A 19,161-nucleotide genomic window follows, 5' to 3' on the forward strand; every position below is an offset into this window, starting at 1 on the left:
CCCTCCCCCACGCGAAAGGGCGGCCACCCCGTGTCATCACGGGGTGGCCGCCCTTTCACCTCACCTCAGCGCCAGGCGCGAGGTCACTGGTTGTACGGACCGTAGTCGTAGTCCTCCAGCGGCACAGCCTGACCGGAACCGGTACCGAACGGCGAGTAGTCGATGTCGTCGTAGCCGACGGCCGAGTACATCGCGGCCTTGGCCTCCTCGGTCGGCTCCACCCGGATGTTGCGGTAGCGGGACAGACCCGTACCGGCCGGGATGAGCTTACCGATGATGACGTTCTCCTTGAGGCCGATGAGGCTGTCGGACTTGGCGTTGATCGCCGCATCCGTCAGGACTCGGGTCGTCTCCTGGAAGGAGGCGGCCGACAGCCAGGACTCCGTCGCCAGCGAGGCCTTGGTGATACCCATCAGCTGCGGACGACCGGAGGCCGGGTGACCGCCCTCCTGGACCACACGACGGTTCTCGGTCTCGAACTTCGAGCGCTCGACCAGCTCGCCGGGCAGCAGCTCGGCGTCGCCCGACTCGATGATCGTCACACGGCGCAGCATCTGCCGGATGATGATCTCGATGTGCTTGTCGTGGATCGACACACCCTGCGAGTTGTAGACCTTCTGGACCTCGCCGACCAGGTGGACCTGGACGGCACGCTGGCCCAGGATGCGCAGCACGTCGTGCGGGTTGGTGGCACCCACGGTGAGCTTCTGGCCCACCTCGACGTGCTCGCCCTCGCTGACCAGGAGACGGGCACGCTTCGAGATCGGGAAGGCCGTCTCGTCGCTGCCGTCGTCCGGCGTGATGACGATCTTCTTGGTCTTCTCGGTCTCCTCGATCCGCACGCGGCCGGAGGCCTCGGAGATCGGGGCGACACCCTTCGGGGTACGGGCCTCGAAGAGCTCGACGACACGCGGCAGACCCTGGGTGATGTCGTCACCGGCCACACCACCGGTGTGGAAGGTACGCATCGTCAGCTGGGTACCGGGCTCACCGATGGACTGGGCGGCGATGATGCCGACCGCCTCACCGATGTCGACCAGCTTGCCGGTGGCGAGCGAACGGCCGTAGCACATGGCACAGGTGCCGACGTGCGACTCGCAGGTCAGGATCGAGCGGGTCTTGACCTCCTCGACACCGTGGTGCACGAGCTGGTCGATGAGCACGTCGCCCAGGTCCACGTTGGCCGGCGCGATCACCTTGCCGTCGATGACGACGTCCTCGGCGAGCATGCGGGCGTAGACGCTGGTCTCGACGTCGTCGGCCTTGCGCAGCACGCCCGCCTCGTCGCGGTGGGCGATCCGCAGCTTCAGACCGCGCTCGGTGCCGCAGTCCTCCTCGCGGATGATGACGTCCTGCGAGACGTCCACCAGACGACGGGTCAGGTAACCCGAGTCGGCGGTACGCAGGGCGGTGTCCGCCAGACCCTTACGGGCACCGTGCGTGGAGATGAAGTACTCCAGCACGGACAGGCCCTCGCGGAAGGACGCCTTGATGGGACGCGGGATGGTCTCGTTCTTGGCGTTCGACACCAGACCACGCATACCGGCGATCTGCCGCATCTGCATCATGTTTCCTCGGGCACCCGAGTCAACCATCATGAAGATGGGGTTCGTCTTGGGGAAGTTCGCGTTCATCGCCTCGGCGACCTCGTTGGTCGCCTTGGTCCAGATCGCGATGAGCTCCTGAGTGCGCTCTTCCTTGGTGATCAGACCGCGCTCGTACTGCTTCTGGACCTTCTCGTCCTGCGCCTCGTAGCCGCGGACGATCTCCTTCTTCGCCTCGGGAACGACGACGTCGGAGATGGCGACGGTGACACCGGAACGGGTCGCCCAGTAGAAGCCGGCCGCCTTCAGGTTGTCGAGCGTCGCCGCCACGATGACCTTGGGGTAGCGCTCGGCGAGGTCGTTGACGATCTCGGAGAGCTGCTTCTTGCCCACCGAGTAGTCGACGAACGGGTAGTCCTCGGGCAGCAGCTCGTTGAAGAGCGCGCGGCCCAGGGTGGTGCGCAGACGGAAGGTGTCACCCTGCTGCCACTCGCCCGCGCCGATCTGGTCGTCGCCCTCTTCCTGCACCGGCGGGGTCCAGCCGCGCGGCGGGATGGTGCCCACCGGGAAGCGGATGTCGACCGGGGACTGCAGCGCGAGCTCACCGGCGTCGAACGCCATGATCGCCTCGGCCGTGGAGCCGAAGGACCGGCCCTCGCCCTTGGTGTCACGCAGCTCACCGTCGGTGGTCAGGAAGAACAGACCGAGGACCATGTCCTGGGTCGGCATCGTGACCGGGCGGCCGTCGGCCGGCTTGAGGATGTTGTTCGAGGACAGCATCAGGATGCGGGCCTCGGCCTGCGCCTCCGCGGACAGCGGCAGGTGCACGGCCATCTGGTCACCGTCGAAGTCCGCGTTGAACGCGGTGCAGACGAGCGGGTGGATCTGGATGGCCTTGCCCTCGACCAGCTGCGGCTCGAAGGCCTGGATGCCGAGGCGGTGCAGCGTGGGCGCACGGTTCAGCAGAACCGGGTGCTCCGCGATGACCTCTTCCAGCACGTCGTACACGACCGTGCGGCCGCGCTCGACCATGCGCTTGGCGCTCTTGATGTTCTGCGCGTGGTTCAGGTCGACCAGGCGCTTCATCACGAACGGCTTGAAGAGCTCCAGCGCCATCGCCTTCGGCAGACCGCACTGGTGCAGCTTGAGCTGCGGGCCGACGACGATCACGGAACGCGCCGAGTAGTCGACACGCTTACCGAGCAGGTTCTGGCGGAAGCGGCCCTGCTTGCCCTTCAGCATGTCGCTGAGGGACTTCAGCGGACGGTTGCCGGGGCCCGTCACCGGGCGGCCGCGGCGGCCGTTGTCGAAGAGGGCGTCAACAGCCTCCTGAAGCATGCGCTTCTCGTTGTTGACGATGATCTCCGGGGCACCGAGGTCCAGGAGCCTCTTGAGACGGTTGTTCCGGTTGATCACACGGCGGTACAGGTCGTTCAGGTCGGAGGTCGCGAAGCGGCCACCGTCCAGCTGCACCATCGGACGCAGGTCCGGCGGGATGACCGGGACGCAGTCCAGGACCATGCCCTTGGGGCTGTTGGACGTCTGCAGGAACGCGGAGACGACCTTCAGCCGCTTCAGGGCGCGGGTCTTCTTCTGGCCCTTGCCGGTGCGGATGATCTCGCGGAGGCGCTCGGCCTCCTCGTCCAGGTCGAAGGACTCCAGGCGCTTCTGCAGCGCCGCGGCACCCATCGAACCGTCGAAGTAGGTGCCGAAGCGGTCACGCAGCTCGCGGTAGAGCAGCTCGTCGCCCTCGAGGTCCTGGACCTTGAGGTTCTTGAACCGGGCCCACACCTCGTCCAGGCGGTCGATCTCGCGCTGCGCGCGGTCGCGCAGCTGCTTCATCTCGCGCTCGGCACCCTCGCGGACCTTGCGGCGGACGTCGGACTTGGCGCCCTCCGCCTCCAGCTCGGCCAGGTCGGTCTCGAGCTTCTTGGCACGGGCCTCGAGGTCGGCGTCGCGGCGGTTCTCGATCTGCTGCCGCTCGACGGAGACATGCGCCTCCAGGGAGGGCAGGTCGCGCGTGCGGCGCTCCTCGTCGACGTACGTGATCATGTACGCCGCGAAGTAGATGACCTTCTCCAGGTCCTTCGGGGCGAGGTCGAGCAGGTAGCCCAGCCGCGACGGAACGCCCTTGAAGTACCAGATGTGCGTGACGGGAGCGGCCAGCTCGATGTGGCCCATCCGCTCACGGCGCACCTTGGCGCGCGTGACCTCGACGCCACAGCGCTCGCAGATGATGCCCTTGAAGCGGACACGCTTGTACTTGCCGCAGTAGCACTCCCAGTCCCGGGTGGGGCCGAAGATCTTCTCGCAGAAGAGTCCGTCCTTCTCGGGCTTGAGGGTGCGGTAGTTGATGGTCTCGGGCTTCTTGACCTCGCCGTGGCTCCACTGACGGATGTCGTCAGCGGTGGCCAGGCCGATCCGGAGCTCGTCGAAGAAGTTGACGTCGAGCACTATGCGTCAATCCCTCTCAGGGTCGTGAGTCTGTGGTCTGAAACGGGGGCCTGGGGGTCGGCGGGGGCCACGCGCGGTGGCGCGGCCCCTGCCGGACTCCCGTCAGACCTCTTCGACGCTGCTCGGCTCGCGCCGCGACAGGTCGATGCCGAGCTCCTCCGCAGCGCGGAAGACGTCCTCGTCGGTGTCACGCATCTCGATGGACATACCGTCGCTGGACAGCACCTCCACGTTCAGGCAGAGCGACTGCATCTCCTTGATGAGCACCTTGAAGGACTCGGGGATGCCGGGCTCGGGGATGTTCTCGCCCTTGACGATGGCCTCGTAGACCTTCACGCGGCCGGTGACGTCGTCGGACTTGATGGTCAGCAGCTCCTGGAGGGCGTACGCGGCGCCGTAGGCCTCGAGGGCCCACACCTCCATCTCACCGAAGCGCTGGCCACCGAACTGAGCCTTACCACCCAGCGGCTGCTGGGTGATCATGGAGTACGGGCCGGTCGACCGGGCGTGCAGCTTGTCGTCGACCAGGTGGTGCAGCTTGAGGATGTACATGTACCCGACCGAGATCGGGTCCGGGAACGGCTCGCCGGAGCGGCCGTCGAACAGCCTCGCCTTGCCGGACGGGAGCACCATGCGCTCGCCGTCGCGGTTCGGGATGGTGTGCTGGAGGAGGCCGGCGAGCTCGTCCTCGCGCGCACCGTCGAACACCGGGGTGGCGACGTTGGTGCCGGGGGCGACCGCGTCGGCGCCGATGACCTGCAGGCGCTGCGCCCACTCGTCGGCGAGACCGGAGACGTCCCAGCCGCGGCTGGCGAGCCAGCCGAGGTGGATCTCCAGGACCTGTCCCGGGTTCATTCGGGACGGCACACCGAGCGGGTTGAGGATGATGTCGACCGGGGTCCCGTCCTCGAGGAACGGCATGTCCTCGATGGGCAGGATCTTGGAGATGACACCCTTGTTGCCGTGACGGCCGGCGAGCTTGTCACCGTCGGTGATCTTGCGCTTCTGAGCCACGTAGACGCGGACCAGCTGGTTCACGCCCGGAGGCAGCTCGTCGCCCTCCTCGCGGTCGAAGACGCGGACGCCGATGATCTTGCCGATCTCGCCGTGCGGCACCTTCAGCGAGGTGTCACGGACCTCACGGGCCTTCTCGCCGAAGATCGCGCGCAGCAGGCGCTCCTCGGGGGTCAGCTCGGTCTCGCCCTTGGGCGTCACCTTGCCGACGAGGATGTCGCCGGCCACGACCTCGGCACCGATACGGATGATGCCGCGCTCGTCCAGGTCGGCGAGGACCTCCTCGGAGACGTTCGGGATGTCCCGGGTGATCTCCTCGGGGCCGAGCTTGGTGTCACGGGCGTCGACCTCGTGCTCCTCGATGTGGATCGAGGAGAGGACGTCGTCCTGCACGAGGCGCTGCGACAGGATGATCGCGTCCTCGTAGTTGTGACCCTCCCACGGCATGAACGCCACGAGCAGGTTCTTGCCGAGCGCCATCTCACCGTTCTCGGTGGCCGGGCCGTCGGCGAGGACCTGGCCCTCGATGAGCCGGTCACCCTCGTTGACGATGACCTTCTGGTTGACCGAGGTGCCCTGGTTGGAGCGGGCGAACTTGGCGAGGCGGTACGTGATGTACGTGCCGTCGTCGTTGGCCGTGGTGATGTAGTCCGCGGAGACCTCCTGGACCACACCCGCCTTCTCGGCCTTCACGACGTCGCCGGCGTCCACGGCGGAGCGGTACTCCATGCCGGTGCCGACGAGCGGGGACTCGCTCTTGATGAGCGGCACGGCCTGGCGCATCATGTTCGCGCCCATGAGGGCGCGGTTGGCGTCGTCGTGCTCGAGGAAGGGGATCATGGCGGTCGCGACCGACACCATCTGGCGCGGCGAGACGTCCATGTAGTCCACGTCGTCACCGGCGACGTAGTCGACCTCGCCACCACGACGGCGGACCAGGACGCGGTTCTCGGTGAACCGCAGGTCGTCGTTGAGCGTGGCGTTGGCCTGCGCGATGACGAAGCGGTCCTCCTCGTCGGCGGTCAGGTAGTCGACCTCGTCGGTGACCTGGCCGTCGACGACCTTGCGGTACGGCGTCTCCACGAAACCGAACGCGTTGACGCGGCCGTAGGAGGCGAGCGAACCGATCAGACCGATGTTCGGGCCTTCGGGCGTCTCGATCGGGCACATGCGGCCGTAGTGCGAGGGGTGCACGTCACGGACCTCGAAGCCGGCCCGCTCACGGGACAGACCACCCGGGCCGAGCGCGGACAGACGCCGCTTGTGCGTCAGACCCGACAGCGGGTTGTTCTGGTCCATGAACTGCGACAGCTGGCTGGTGCCGAAGAACTCCTTGATGGAGGCGACGACCGGCCGGATGTTGATCAGGGTCTGCGGCGTGATCGCCTCGACGTCCTGCGTGGTCATGCGCTCGCGCACGACGCGCTCCATACGCGCCAGACCCGTACGGACCTGGTTCTGGATGAGCTCGCCGACGCTGCGCAGGCGGCGGTTGCCGAAGTGGTCGATGTCGTCGGTCTCGACGACGATCGTCTGACCGTTGTCGGCCGCGGTCTCGGCCTCGCCGGCGTGCAGCTTCACCAGGTACTTGATCGTCGAGATGACGTCCTCGACGGTCAGGACACCGGCTTCGAGCGGGGCGTCCGCGCCCAGCTTCTTGTTGACCTTGTAGCGGCCGACCTTGGCGAGGTCGTAGCGCTTCGGGTTGAAGTAGAGGTTCTCCAGCAGCGTCTGCGCGGCCTCACGCGTCGGGGGCTCGCCCGGGCGCAGCTTGCGGTAGATGTCGAGCAGCGCGTCGTCCTGACCCTGGGTGTGGTCCTTCTCCAGGGTGGCGCGCATGGACTCGTACTCGCCGAACTCCTCGAGGATCTGCTCGGTGGTCCAGCCGAGCGCCTTGAGCAGGACGGTGACGGACTGCTTGCGCTTGCGGTCGATGCGGACACCGACCATGTCGCGCTTGTCGATCTCCATCTCCAGCCAGGCACCCCGGGAGGGGATGATCTTGGCGGAGAAGATGTCCTTGTCGGAGGTCTTGTCGATCGAGGAGTCGAAGTAGACACCCGGCGAACGGACCAGCTGCGAGACCACGACACGCTCGGTGCCGTTGATGACGAAGGTGCCCTTGTGCGTCATGAGCGGGAAGTCGCCCATGAAGACCGTCTGGGACTTGATCTCGCCGGTCTCGTTGTTGGTGAACTCGGCCGTGACGAAGAGCGGCGCGGCGTACGTGAAGTCGCGGTCCTTGCACTCGTCGATCGAGTTCTTCGGCGGCTCGAAACGGTGGTCGCGGAACGTCAGCGACATCGACCCGGAGAAGTCCTCGATCGGGGAGATCTCCTCGAAGATCTCCTCGAGACCGGACTTGGTGGGGACGTCCTGACCGGACTCCAGGGCCCGCTCGACGCGAGCCTTCCACGCGTCGTTGCCGAGCAGCCAGTCGAAGCTCTCGGTTTGCAGCGCGAGAAGGTTCGGAACCTCGAGGGGCTCCTTGATCTTTGCAAAGGAGATGCGCAGCGGGGCGGTGCTTGCGCCGTTGTTCGTATTCGCGTTCGAGGCAGTGCGCGAGGCGGCCAAGAGGGGGTCCTTCCGAGGGCTCGGACTCACTACGCGCGTCCCGGTCCCCGCCAAGCACAGAGATGGAAAGTCACAGGTCAGAGACTTCTACTCGGTGTGCTCATGCATGGGGCGTGCTCCTGGTGACGGGCAGGAGGCAGCTAACAGGCAGCGCAAAGGGTCAGTGTAGCCACTTGGCACACTGATGTCCAGTGCGGGTTTGCAGGTCCACGGTGGAGACCCTCTTGTCCCTCAACTGCTGCGGCAAGCACGCCCTCGATGCACATCGATACTGCCCTCTTCGCCGTCGATCCATGCCTCGGATTCGGATCGTTGTGACGACGCGTCCTGAGAATTGCGCGCTGCGTGCAGTTCGTCAAGGCCCCTCTTGCCTGAACCGGGTGCTGCCATCGTCACGTGCGACCTGTCACCGGGGGCCTCGGAGGCACGACGAAGATCACCATACTCTCCGCGGCGACAGGCGCAAGGCAGCCGCCGCCGGACCCCCTGGAACGACGAGGAGCGACCACCCGGATGGATGATCGCTCGTCGGTGCGTCCGCGTTACAGCCCCACGGGTGAGCCGTGACCGACCCGTTTCCGTGCCGTGTCCGGCGACCGGGTGAACGCGGGCGGAGCCGGGGGCATCGGCGGTCCGGGCGGGGCGGGAGAGCGCGTGTGGGCCCCCGTCCCGGGGCGGGAACGCGGCAGGGCCGCACGGGGCGGTGAAGCCCCGTACGGCCCTGTGAGCCCGTGGTACGGACTCATGAGTCCTGTGCGGACTCGCGGGCCCGGTAGGGGCCCGCGGAGGTGTTACTTGACCTCGACGGAGGCGCCGGCGCCCTTGAGGGACTCGGCGGCCTTCTCGGCGGCGTCCTTCGCGACCTTCTCGAGGACGGGCTTCGGGGCGCCGTCCACCAGGTCCTTGGCCTCCTTCAGGCCGAGGGAGGTCAGCTCGCGCACGACCTTGATGACCTGGATCTTCTTGTCGCCGGCACCGGTGAGGATGACGTCGAACTCGTCCTTCTCCTCCTCGGCCTCGACGGCGGCGGCCGGACCGGCCGGGCCCGCGACGGCCACCGCGGCGGCGGCGGTGACGTCGAACTTCTCCTCGAACGCCTTCACGAACTCGGAGAGCTCGATGAGGGTCATCTCCTCGAACTGCGCGAGCAGGTCTTCCTGGCTGAGCTTCGCCATGATGGGCGATCCTTCCACTGATTCGGCAGGTGCCGGATGTACATGTCTGGCGGGCGTGCGCCTTGCGGCGTTACTGCGTAGACGTTCGGCCCGCTACGACCACCGCGTCAGGCAGCGGTCATGTCGCGAGCCGAGTTACTCGGCACCGCCCTGCTCGTCCCGCTTGGCGCGAAGAGCGTCCACGGTGCGGACGAGCTTCGACGGAAGCGCCTGGAGGACCTGAGCAGCCTGGGTCTGCTTGCCCTTGAAGGCGCCCGCCAGCTTGGCGAGCAGAACCTCGCGGGACTCGAGGTCCGCGAGCTTCTTGATCTCGTCGGCGGACAGCGCCTTGCCGTCAAGGACACCGCCCTTGATGACGAGGTTCGGGTTGTCCTTGGCGAAGTCACGAAGACCCTTCGCCGACTCCACCGGGTCACCGGTGACGAAGGCGACCGCCGTCGGACCGTTGAACAGGTCGTCGAGCGTCGAGATCCCGGCCTCGTTGGCCGCAATCTTGGTCAGCGTGTTCTTCACCACGGCGTACTGGGCGTTCTCACCGAGCGAGCGGCGCAGCGTCTTCAGCTGCGCCACGGTGAGACCCCGGTACTCGGTCAGCACAGCGGCGTTCGAGCTGCGGAACTGCTCCGCGAGCTCGGCTACCGCGGCAGCCTTGTCGGGCCTTGCCATGAGCGTCGGCCTCCTTCCGGGTGATGAGACCGCTCGGAAGGGGCTGCGCAAAACGAAACGCCCCGGCGCAGGCGCACGGGGCGGACTCGACCGGACACACACGCGATGAGGCGTGCACATTCCGGGAGTTCTTCCACAGTCACCTGCGCGGGTCGTCCGCAGTTGAGCGGATCCTTCGGCCACCGCGCCCTCGGCTGAGAACACGGCAACGACCAGCGGTCTTTGGCTTCGGTAGGAAGAGTACGGGAACGGATCGCCGTGGGGCAAATCCGTTCCCTCGGCGGATGCCGGCGGGCCTCAGCCCTGCTGTGCGTCCTTCATCATCGCGGCGAGGTCGACGGTGTCCCCCGCGGCGGGGGCCGTCACCGACACCGGCTTGTCGTAGTCGAGGAAGACGGTGGTGACGTCCATCGCGCCCTTGGAGGTGTCACCGCGCATCCGGAACTGCTTCACGTGGCTGTCGCCGTCGATCCAGAGGTCCATGGACATCTTGTCGGCGCCCAGCGCGGCGTACTGGTCGATGCTCTTCTCGCGCTGCTCCCGAGCCGCCTTGCCGAGCTTCTGGTTCTTGAGCGCCTCGCGCATCTGCCCGACGGTGATCTCACCCTTGTAGTGGGTGGTCTTCACGCCCTTCACGGTCTCCGTGCCGACCTTCTGCACGTTCTTGGACGTGGAGAGGAACGTGGAGTCCTGGGCCGGGTTCTGGTTCGCCTGACCGGCGCCCGCGGGCTGGGAGTTCATCTGCTGGGCGGCGGCCGTGCCCGACAGGTCGAACTTGAGCCAGTGCTTGCCCTTGAGCTCCTTGGCGGCCTCGGCGCCCCCGTTGATGTACATCACGCTGCCGACGTACCGGATCTCGACCGGCTCGGCGGTCTTCTGCACCGACGAGGACATCTTCATGGTCATCGCCAGCGGCTTCATGGACATCCGGGCCTCGGCCCGGATCGTGCCCGCGCCCGGCATGGTGCCGGACATGCTGTAGTGCAGTGCCGTGATGCCGGCGCTGTTCTTCGCCGCCGCGGCGACCGCGGCGGCGGGCGTCATCTGCGGGGACTCCTCGCTGCCGCCGCCCTTGGAGCAGGCGACCGCTCCGCTCCCGAGGACCAGCGCCGCGAGTACGGCACCCGCCACCCTGCGCTCCGCCCGGTTGCGCACGACAAAGGCCATGTTGTTCCCCCCAGGAAACTCACATCTCTTGTACAGCAAGGGAAGGAGCATATACCGGGGCCCCGACAGTCACAGGTCAGTTCGACGCACCCTTGATCACCGCAACGCGGCGGGCCCCGCACCCGGAAGGGTGCGGGGCCCGCTCACAGCTCCACGGCTGCCGTCAGGATCAGACGGCGGCCGGGTCCTCCTCGACGAGGAGGTTGCGGGTGCGGTTCGGGTCGAGCGGAACGCCGGGGCCCATCGTGGTGGTGATGGCGGCCTTCTTGACGTAACGACCCTTGGCGGCGGACGGCTTCAGGCGGAGGATCTCCTCCAGCGCCGCGCCGTAGTTCTCCACCAGCTTGGTGTCGTCGAAGGACACCTTGCCGATGATGAAGTGCAGGTTCGAGTGCTTGTCGACGCGGAACTCGATCTTGCCGCCCTTGATCTCGGTGACGGCCTTCGCCACGTCCGGGGTCACGGTGCCGGTCTTGGGGTTCGGCATGAGACCACGGGGACCGAGCACGCGGCCGAGGCGGCCGACCTTGCCCATGAGGTCCGGGGTGGCGACGACGGCGTCGAAGTCCAGACGGCCCTTCGACACCTCGTCGATCAGCTCGTCGGAGCCGACGATGTCGGCGCCGGCGGCACGAGCGGCCTCGGCACGGTCACCGGTCGCGAAGACCAGGACCCGGGCGGTCTTACCGGTGCCGTGCGGGAGGTTCACGGTGCCACGGACCATCTGGTCGGCCTTACGCGGGTCGACACCCAGACGGAAGGCGACCTCGACGGTGCCGTCGAACTTGGACGTGGAGGTCTCCTTGGCGAGACGGACGGCCTCGAGCGGGGCGTACAGCTTCTCCCGGTCGATCTTGGCGTCCGCAGCGCGGAGAGCCTTGCTGCGCTTGCTCACATCTGCTCCTGTGTGTTCTGAAAGGAGTCGTGGTTGGGGCCGAGCAGGCCCTGCCACGCGCGGCCGGAGCCGCATGGTTCTACAAGGGGTGTGCTCAGCCCTCGACCGTGACGCCCATGGAACGCGCGGTACCGGCGATGATCTTCGCGGCGGCGTCCAGGTCGTTGGCGTTGAGGTCGGGCATCTTCGTGGTGGCGATCTCGCGGACCTGCGCCTCGGTGATCTTGGCGACCTTGGTCTTGTGCGGCTCGCCGGAGCCCTTCTCGATGCCCGCGGCCTTGAGGATCATCTTCGCGGCCGGCGGAGTCTTGGTCACGAAGGTGAAGGAACGGTCCTCGTAGACCGTGATCTCCACCGGGATGACCCAACCGCGCTGCGACTCGGTCGCGGCGTTGTAGGCCTTGCAGAACTCCATGATGTTGACGCCGTGCTGACCCAGCGCGGGGCCGACCGGCGGAGCCGGGTTGGCGGCACCGGCCTGGATCTGGAGCTTGATAAGCCCCGTGACCTTCTTCTTCTTGGGAGGCATTGCTCTCTCCGGGTCCTTAGTGAGAGTTTTTCGCCGTCCGATCCGGATCATCCGGATGGAGGCATACCGCACAACGATAACGGGTATCCATGCGCGGCCAAAAACCGAGCAGGTCAGACCGGCTTCAGCAGCCCGTCCGACCTGTTCGGAAGCACTCGTACCAGAACGTCAGCCCGTGATCGGGCTCAGTTCTTCTGGATCTGGTCGAAGCTCAGCTCGACCGGGGTCTCGCGGCCGAAGATCTCCACAAGGCCCTTGACCTTCTTGGAGTCGGCGTTGATCTCGTTGATGGTGGCCTGCAGCGTGGCGAACGGACCGTCGGTGACGGTGACCGAGTCGCCGACCTCGAAGTCCAGCACCTGGACCTCGACCTTGCGCTGCGGGGCGGGCTTGCCCTCGGCCTCGGCGGCCTCGCGGGCGGCCTTCTCCTCGGCCTCCGGGGCGAGCATCTTGACGATCTCGTCCAGGGTCAGCGGGTACGGGTCGTAGGCGTTGCCCACGAAGCCGGTGACGCCGGGCGTGTTGCGGACGACGCCCCAGGACTCGTTCGTCAGGTCCATGCGCACCAGCACATAGCCGGGGAGCTTGTTCTGACGGATGGTCTTGCGCTCGCCGTTCTTGATCTGCGCGACCTCTTCCTGCGGCACCTCGGCCTGGAAGATGAAGTCCTCGACGTTCAGCGAGACGGCGCGCTGCTCCAGGTTGGTCTTCACGCGGTTCTCGTAGCCGGCGTAGGTGTGGATCACGTACCACTCGCCGGGCAGGGAGCGCAGTTCCTCGCGCAGGGCCTGGACCGGGTCGACGGGCTCCGCCGGCTCGGCCTCCTCGACGGCCTCTTCCGCGTCCTCGGCGTCCGAAGCGTCCTCGGCCTCGACGGGCTCGTCGTCGGCGTCCTCGCCCGCGGCGACCTCGTCCTCGTCCGCGACCTCGTCCGCGTCCTCGACGTGCACGGCGGCTTCCTCGGCCGGCTCGCCCGCCTCGGCGTCGGCAGCCTCGAACTCGTCCCGCTCGTCCGCGCCCTCGACGATGTCGAGCTCGTCATCCACGGACTCATCCGGCTCGATGGCGTCGTTCAGGTTCGGGTCAGACACGGTGGCTGCTTCTTCCTGGATACATGGGGGTGGAACATGCGAAAGGGACGCCGAGAACCTCGGCGTCCTTCGCTCTCGGCTCAGCCGAAGACGTACTTGGCGGCGTGGTTGAGCCCATAGTCAATCAGAGTCACCAGGGCGATCATGATCACGACGAAGAAAATCACCACTGTGGTGTACGACGTCAGCTGGTTCCGCGTCGGCCAGACGACCTTGCGGAGCTCCGCGATGATCTGACGGTAGAAGAGGGCAAGGCGCTTCAGCGGGCCCTTCTTGGCTCGCTTACCGCCCTTGCGGGTCTTCTTCTGCTCCTGGACCTCGTCCTGGGCATCAGGCATGTCGATGGAGCCCACGGCGTCCGTCACTCGTCCTCACCTGATTCCCGGGTCATGGCCGTGCCGCGCCCGGTGGAGCCGCACGGCGTATGCAATACAAACGTACTGTGCGCACACTTCCTGGTGGGAGTGTGTAGCAGGGCCGGAGGGACTTGAACCCCCAACCGCTGGTTTTGGAGACCAGTGCTCTACCAATTGAGCTACGACCCTTTGGTGTGTCCCCAACGTACCGCATTCGGCCGGGTGCTCCATGTGCACCCACTCGATCGCGGCCGTGGAGGCCAACGACGTCAGAGTGTACGTGGTCCACGGCCCTCCGTCGAACAGAAAGGGCCCGCACGGGCGGTGCGGTGACAAGATCACCCAGGCCACGCCCCGGATTCGGATGCCTGTTCAATCCCCGGCCGCGGTCCGCCCAGTCTGTGAAACCCGTGTTCCGCGGGCGTTTCGCGTCTGGAACGATGGGCACATGAGCCCTGCAACCCCTCCGACCGAGCGCCGGGTCTCCGCCCGGATCGGCGCGATCTCCGAGTCCGCCACCCTCGCCGTGGACGCCAAGGCCAAGGCCCTCAAGGCGGCCGGGCGTCCGGTGATCGGCTTCGGCGCCGGTGAGCCCGACTTCCCGACCCCGGACTACATCGTCGAAGCGGCCATCGAGGCCTGCAAGAACCCGAAGTACCACCGCTACACGCCGGCGGGCGGCCTGCCCGAGCTGAAGGCGGCCATCGCGGCGAAGACGCTGCGGGACTCCGGCTACGAGGTGGACGCCTCGCAGGTCCTGGTCACCAACGGCGGCAAGCAGGCGATCTACGAGGCCTTCGCCGCGATCCTGGACCCGGGCGACGAGGTGATCGTCCCGGCGCCGTACTGGACCACCTACCCGGAGTCGATCCGGCTGGCCGGCGGTGTCCCGGTGGAGGTCGTCGCCGACGAGACGACCGGCTACCGGGTCTCCGTGGAGCAGCTGGAGGCGGCCCGCACCGAGAGGACCAAGGTCCTCCTGTTCGTCTCGCCCTCGAACCCGACCGGCGCCGTCTACGGCGAGGCGGAGGCCGAGGCGATCGGCCGCTGGGCCGCCGAGCACGGCCTGTGGGTGCTGACGGACGAGATCTACGAGCACCTGGTCTACGGCGACGCGACGTTCACGTCGCTGCCGGCGCTCCTTCCCGAGCTGCGCGACAAGTGCATCGTGGTCAACGGCGTCGCCAAGACGTACGCGATGACCGGTTGGCGCGTGGGCTGGATGATCGGCCCGGCGGACGTGGTCAAGGCGGCGGCGAACCTCCAGTCGCACGCCACCTCCAACGTCTCCAACGTCGCGCAGGCCGCGGCGCTCGCGGCCGTGTCGGGCGACCTGGAGGCGGTCGCGATGATGCGCGAGGCCTTCGACCGGCGCCGCAGGACGATCGTGCGGATGCTCAACGAGATCGACGGCGTGGTCTGCCCGGAGCCGGAGGGCGCGTTCTACGTGTACCCCTCGGTGAAGGCGCTGATCGGCAAGGAGATCCGGGGCAGGCGCCCGCAGAGCTCGGTGGAGCTGGCGGCGCTGATCCTGGAGGAGGCCGAGGTCGCGGTCGTTCCGGGCGAGGCGTTCGGTACGCCCGGCTATCTGCGGCTGTCGTACGCGCTCGGTGACGAGGACCTGGTCGAGGGCGTGAGCCGGATGCAGAAGCTGCTCGCGGAGGCGAAGGCCTGACGTCGGTCGTCGTCGGTCGTCTTCCGGGGCGGTCACCTTCCTGAAGGAAGGTGACCGCCCCGTTCGTTTGTGCGAGCAAGGCCTCCAAAGAGGTCGGAAGGGGAAAGTGCTACCGGCGTGGCGGGAACGTACGGCAGGATCTTTGGATGGAGCACGTACGTGATGTCGCCGAACTGCCGAAAGCCCATCTGCATCTGCACTTCACCGGGTCGATGCGGCCCTCCACCCTGCTGGAGCTGGCCGACAAGTACGGCGTACGCCTGCCCGAGGCGTTGACCGACGCCCTGGTGGGCGGGGAGCCGCCGCGGCTGCGGGCCACGGACGAGCGGGGCTGGTTCCGCTTCCAGCGGCTGTACGACGCGGCGCGTTCGTGTCTGAGGGAGCCGGAGGACATCCGGCGTCTGGTGCGGGAGGCCGCGGAGGAGGACGTCAAGGACGGCTCCGGGTGGCTGGAGATCCAGGTCGACCCGACCTCGTACGCCCCGCGTCTGGGCGGGCTGATCCCGGCGATGGAGATCATCCTGGACGCGGTCGACAGCGCGTCGCGCGAGACCGGGCTCGGTATGCGCGTCCTGGTCGCCGCGAACCGGATGAAGCACCCTCTGGACGCGCGCACGCTGGCGCGTCTGGCGGTGCGGTACACGGAGCGTGGCGTGGTGGGCTTCGGCCTCTCCAACGACGAGCGCCGGGGCATGGCGCGGGACTTCGACCGCGCGTTCGCCATCGCGCGGGACGGCGGCCTGCTCTCGACCCCGCACGGCGGCGAGCTGACGGGCCCCTCGTCGGTCCGCGACTGCCTGGACGACCTGCGCGCGGACCGGGTGGGGCACGGCGTTCGCGCGGCGGAGGACCCGCGCCTGCTCAAGCGGCTGGCGGACCGGGGCGTGACCTGCGAGGTGTGCCCGGCCTCGAACGTGGCGCTCGGCGTCTACGAGAAGCCCGAGGACGTCCCCTTGCGGAAACTGTTCGAAGCGGGCGTCCCGATGGCCCTGGGCGCCGACGACCCCCTGCTGTTCGGCTCCCGTCTGGCGGCCCAGTACGAGATCGCCCGCCGCCACCACGACTTCACGGACCGGGAACTCGCGGAACTGGCCCGGCAGTCGCTGCGGGCCTCGGCGGCGCCCGAGGACGTCAAGGCGAAGCTGCTGGCGGGGGTGGACGCCTGGCTCACGGCGCCCGCCTCCTGACCGGCGCGCCGGTCCGGCACCGCACCGGTGCGGTGCCGGGCGCGGTCAGAGGCTGACGCCCACCGTCACCGGCTCGTTGACCAGCGTGACCCCGAAGGCCTCGTGCACCCCGGCGACGACCTCGCGGGCCAGGGCGAGCAGGTCCTCGGTGGTGGCGCCGCCGCGGTTGGTGAGGGCCAGGGTGTGCTTGGTGGAGATACGGGCGGGGCCGCTGCCGTAGCCCTTGGTGAAGCCCGCCTTGTCGATCAGCCAGGCCGCGGAGGTCTTGGTGTGCTCCTCCCCCGCCGGAAACGCGGGCGGCTCCGCCTCGGCGCCCAGGCGCTCCTTCACGCGCGCGCGGAACGCGGCGAACTGCGCGCGGTCGAGGATCGGGTTGGTGAAGAAGGAGCCCGCGGACCAGGTGTCGTGGTCCGCCGGGTCCAGGACCATGCCCTTGCCCGCGCGCAGCCCGAGCACGGTCTCGCGGGCGGCGGCCAGCGGCACCCGGTCGCCGGGCTCGACGCCGAGGGCGCGGGCGGTCTCGGCGTACTTGACGGGGGCGGAGAGCCCCTGCGCGTCCTCCAGCGCGAACCGGACCCGCAGGACGACGAACCGGTCGGGTTCGGCCTTGAACCGGCTGTGGCGGTAGGAGAACGCGCACTCGGCGTTCGGGATCGTGACGGTCCGGCGCGTCCGGCGGTCGTAGGCGACGACCTCGGTGATGGTCGAGGAGACCTCCTGGCCGTAGGCGCCCACGTTCTGGATCGGGGTCGCGCCCGCGGAACCGGGGATGCCGGACAGGCACTCGACGCCGGCGAGCCCGGCCTCCACGGTGCGGGCGACGGCGTCGCTCCACACCTCCCCGGCGGCCAGCTCGAGCCGCGTGCCGTCGAGGTCGAAGCCCTCGGTCGCGAGGCGCAGGGCGATGCCGTCGAAGCCCTTGTCGCCGATGACCAGGTTCGATCCGCCGCCGATCACCAGCAGCGGCGTGCCGGAGTCGTCGGCCTCGCGGACCGCGGCGATCACCTCGGCGTCGGTGGTGGCGGTGATCAGGCGGGTGGCGGGGCCGCCGAGACGGAAGGTGGTCAGCGGGGCGAGCGGGGCGTCATGGAGTTCCTGCACGCGCCCAAGCGTACGAGACGGCGGCGGCTGCCCCGGCGGCACGGGGGTGCGGCCCCGCCGCAGGGGACGGGGCCGCACGGGGCCGCACGGGGGTGCGCCGCAGGGCCCCGGTCCCCCGCGCTCCGGGGAGTGCGGGGCCGGGGCCGTCCGTGCGGGGCTCCGCCGCGGGCACGGGGAGCGCGCGCGGCGATGTGCGGGGCGGCGCTCAGGACGTGGCGGTGCCCAGGAGCGGTTCCTGGTCGGCGGACCCGGCTCCGGGCTCGTCCCGTGCGAGGTCGACGGCCTTGGGGGCGCGCCGCCGGCCCGGGATGCACAGGGTCGCGACCGCTGCCAGCGCCACCGTCGCGGAGCCGAGCACGAGGGCCGGACGCAGGCCGTCGACGAAGCTCTGCGCGGACTCGTAGCCGCCCTGGGCGGAGAAGACCGAGGCCATGATGGCGATGCCGAGAGCCCCGCCCACCTCGCGCAGCGCGTTGTTGGCGCCGGAGGCGATGCCCTGCTCCTGCGGACGGACGCTGGACATGACCAGGTTGGAGGCCGGTGCGAAGAACAGGGCCATGCCGACGCCGCTGATGATCAGGGCGGGCAGCTGGGTGGCGTAGGAGGCGTGTGTGGTGACCACGGCGGCCATGTATCCGAGGCCCACGGCCTGCAGGAGGAGTCCGGCGGCGACGACCGGACGGCCTCCGAGCCGGTCGGAGAGGACGCCGGCGACGGGGGCGACGATCATCGGCATGCCGGTCCAGGGCAGCATCCGCAGCCCCGCCTCGGTCGGCGAGTACCCGAGGACGCCCTGCATGTACTGGCTGAGCAGGAAGATCGAGCCGAACATGCCCAGGAACATCAGCAGGCTCGCGGCGTTGATGCCGGAGAAGGCGCGGGAGCGGAAGAGCCGCATGGGGAGCATCGGGTTCCTGCTCCGGGTGCCGTGCAGGACGAAGAGTCCGACCAGCACGCCTCCCGCGATCAGGCCGGTCAGGACGAACGGGTCCGTCCAGCCGTCGGAGGGGGCGCGCACCAGCCCGTAGACGATCCCGAAGAGTCCGCCGCTGACGAGGAGGGTGCCGGGGATGTCGAGCGCGGCGCCGCTGCCGTGGGACTCGGCCAGGCGCAGGCGGGCGAGCGGCATGACGGCGAGGCCCAGCGGAACGTTCAGCCAGAAGATCCAGTGCCAGGAGACGTGTTCGGTGAGGCTGCCCCCGATGAGGGGTCCCGAGGCGACGGCGAGCCCGTTGATGGCGCCCCAGATCCCGAAGGCCATGCCGCGCTTCTCGGCCGGTACGGCGGCGGTGAGCAGTGTCAGTGTGAGTGGCATCATGACGGCCGCGCCGACGCCCTGGACGGCGCGGGCCGCGATCAGGGAGTCGATACCGGGCGCGAGGGCCGCGGCGGCGGACGCGAGCGTGAAGACGGCCATACCGGCGAGGAAGAGCCGCCTGCGGCCGAAGCGGTCACCGAGGGCGGCGCCGAACATGAGCAGGACCGCGAAGGTGAGCGTGTACGCGCTCACGGTCCACTCCAGGTCGTCCAGTCCCCCTCCGAGATCCGCGCGGATGGAGGGCAGGGCGGTGGTGACGACCAGGTTGTCGAGGGCCGCCATGAACCCGGCGACACCGGTGATCACGAGGGCCCACACCGCTCCCCCTCTACGTGCTGTCTGCTGCTGTGACATCGCTCTCCCCCAGCGGGTGAATCTCACTTAGTTATCGATGACTAACTTCTTTGCACCGTAC

Annotated in this window: 13 protein-coding genes and 1 tRNA gene; 2 read left to right on the forward strand and 12 right to left on the reverse strand. The window is 68.4% G+C overall.

Features of this window, described 5'->3' with window-relative positions; genetic code table 11:
- Positions 1–83: 83 nt before the first annotated feature.
- The 10 genes from AB0C59_RS00975 to AB0C59_RS01020 form a co-directional block, all read right to left on the reverse strand.
- The gene (locus AB0C59_RS00975) at positions 84–3,998 is read right to left on the reverse strand and encodes a DNA-directed RNA polymerase subunit beta' (protein ID WP_362999989.1); all 3,915 of its coding nucleotides are present in this window, start codon (positions 3,996–3,998) and stop codon (positions 84–86) included.
- A 102-nt stretch (positions 3,999–4,100) separates the two neighbouring features.
- Positions 4,101–7,586, reverse strand: coding sequence for a DNA-directed RNA polymerase subunit beta (gene rpoB / locus AB0C59_RS00980; RefSeq protein WP_362999990.1), 3,486 nt, complete (start codon positions 7,584–7,586; stop codon positions 4,101–4,103).
- A 791-nt stretch (positions 7,587–8,377) separates the two neighbouring features.
- Entirely contained in the window at positions 8,378–8,761 is a 384-nt protein-coding gene (rplL, locus tag AB0C59_RS00985; protein WP_331265704.1) for a 50S ribosomal protein L7/L12, read from the reverse strand.
- Positions 8,762–8,896: 135 nt separating this feature from the next.
- Positions 8,897–9,427, reverse strand: coding sequence for a 50S ribosomal protein L10 (rplJ, locus tag AB0C59_RS00990; protein WP_362999991.1), 531 nt, complete (start codon positions 9,425–9,427; stop codon positions 8,897–8,899).
- A gap of 297 nt (positions 9,428–9,724) precedes the next feature.
- The gene (locus tag AB0C59_RS00995) at positions 9,725–10,594 is read right to left on the reverse strand and encodes a DUF1396 domain-containing protein (protein ID WP_362999992.1); all 870 of its coding nucleotides are present in this window, start codon (positions 10,592–10,594) and stop codon (positions 9,725–9,727) included.
- 169 nt (positions 10,595–10,763) lie between these two features.
- On the reverse strand, positions 10,764–11,489 hold the full coding sequence (gene rplA / locus AB0C59_RS01000) for a 50S ribosomal protein L1 (protein WP_362999993.1): 726 nt from the start codon (positions 11,487–11,489) through the stop codon (positions 10,764–10,766).
- A gap of 94 nt (positions 11,490–11,583) precedes the next feature.
- The gene (gene rplK, locus AB0C59_RS01005) at positions 11,584–12,018 is read right to left on the reverse strand and encodes a 50S ribosomal protein L11 (RefSeq protein ID WP_033528316.1); all 435 of its coding nucleotides are present in this window, start codon (positions 12,016–12,018) and stop codon (positions 11,584–11,586) included.
- Between the two features lie 185 nt (positions 12,019–12,203).
- Positions 12,204–13,109, reverse strand: a complete 906-nt coding sequence (nusG, locus tag AB0C59_RS01010) for a transcription termination/antitermination protein NusG (protein WP_362999994.1) — start codon at positions 13,107–13,109, stop codon at positions 12,204–12,206.
- Positions 13,110–13,189: 80 nt separating this feature from the next.
- Positions 13,190–13,474, reverse strand: coding sequence for a preprotein translocase subunit SecE (gene secE, locus AB0C59_RS01015; protein ID WP_362999995.1), 285 nt, complete (start codon positions 13,472–13,474; stop codon positions 13,190–13,192).
- A gap of 107 nt (positions 13,475–13,581) precedes the next feature.
- Positions 13,582–13,654: transfer RNA gene (locus AB0C59_RS01020), tRNA-Trp, on the reverse strand.
- 259 nt (positions 13,655–13,913) lie between these two features.
- Here AB0C59_RS01020 and AB0C59_RS01025 point away from each other — a divergent pair.
- Both AB0C59_RS01025 and AB0C59_RS01030 read left to right on the forward strand, forming a co-directional pair.
- The gene (locus tag AB0C59_RS01025) at positions 13,914–15,140 is read left to right on the forward strand and encodes a pyridoxal phosphate-dependent aminotransferase (RefSeq protein WP_362999996.1); all 1,227 of its coding nucleotides are present in this window, start codon (positions 13,914–13,916) and stop codon (positions 15,138–15,140) included.
- Between the two features lie 146 nt (positions 15,141–15,286).
- Positions 15,287–16,327 carry an adenosine deaminase gene (locus AB0C59_RS01030; protein WP_362999997.1) on the forward strand — a complete coding sequence of 347 codons (1,041 nt, stop codon included), beginning with the start codon at positions 15,287–15,289 and terminating at the stop codon, positions 16,325–16,327.
- A 45-nt stretch (positions 16,328–16,372) separates the two neighbouring features.
- Here AB0C59_RS01030 and AB0C59_RS01035 read toward each other — a convergent pair whose 3' ends face one another.
- Together AB0C59_RS01035 and AB0C59_RS01040 are read right to left on the reverse strand one after the other, a co-directional pair.
- The gene (locus AB0C59_RS01035) at positions 16,373–17,491 is read right to left on the reverse strand and encodes a UDP-N-acetylmuramate dehydrogenase (protein WP_363000147.1); all 1,119 of its coding nucleotides are present in this window, start codon (positions 17,489–17,491) and stop codon (positions 16,373–16,375) included.
- A 142-nt stretch (positions 17,492–17,633) separates the two neighbouring features.
- Positions 17,634–19,100 carry a DHA2 family efflux MFS transporter permease subunit gene (locus AB0C59_RS01040; protein WP_362999998.1) on the reverse strand — a complete coding sequence of 489 codons (1,467 nt, stop codon included), beginning with the start codon at positions 19,098–19,100 and terminating at the stop codon, positions 17,634–17,636.
- Positions 19,101–19,161: the final 61 nt, after the last annotated feature.

Source organism: Streptomyces sp. NPDC048664 (assembly GCF_040650555.1).
In the GTDB taxonomy this organism is placed as follows: domain Bacteria; phylum Actinomycetota; class Actinomycetes; order Streptomycetales; family Streptomycetaceae; genus Streptomyces.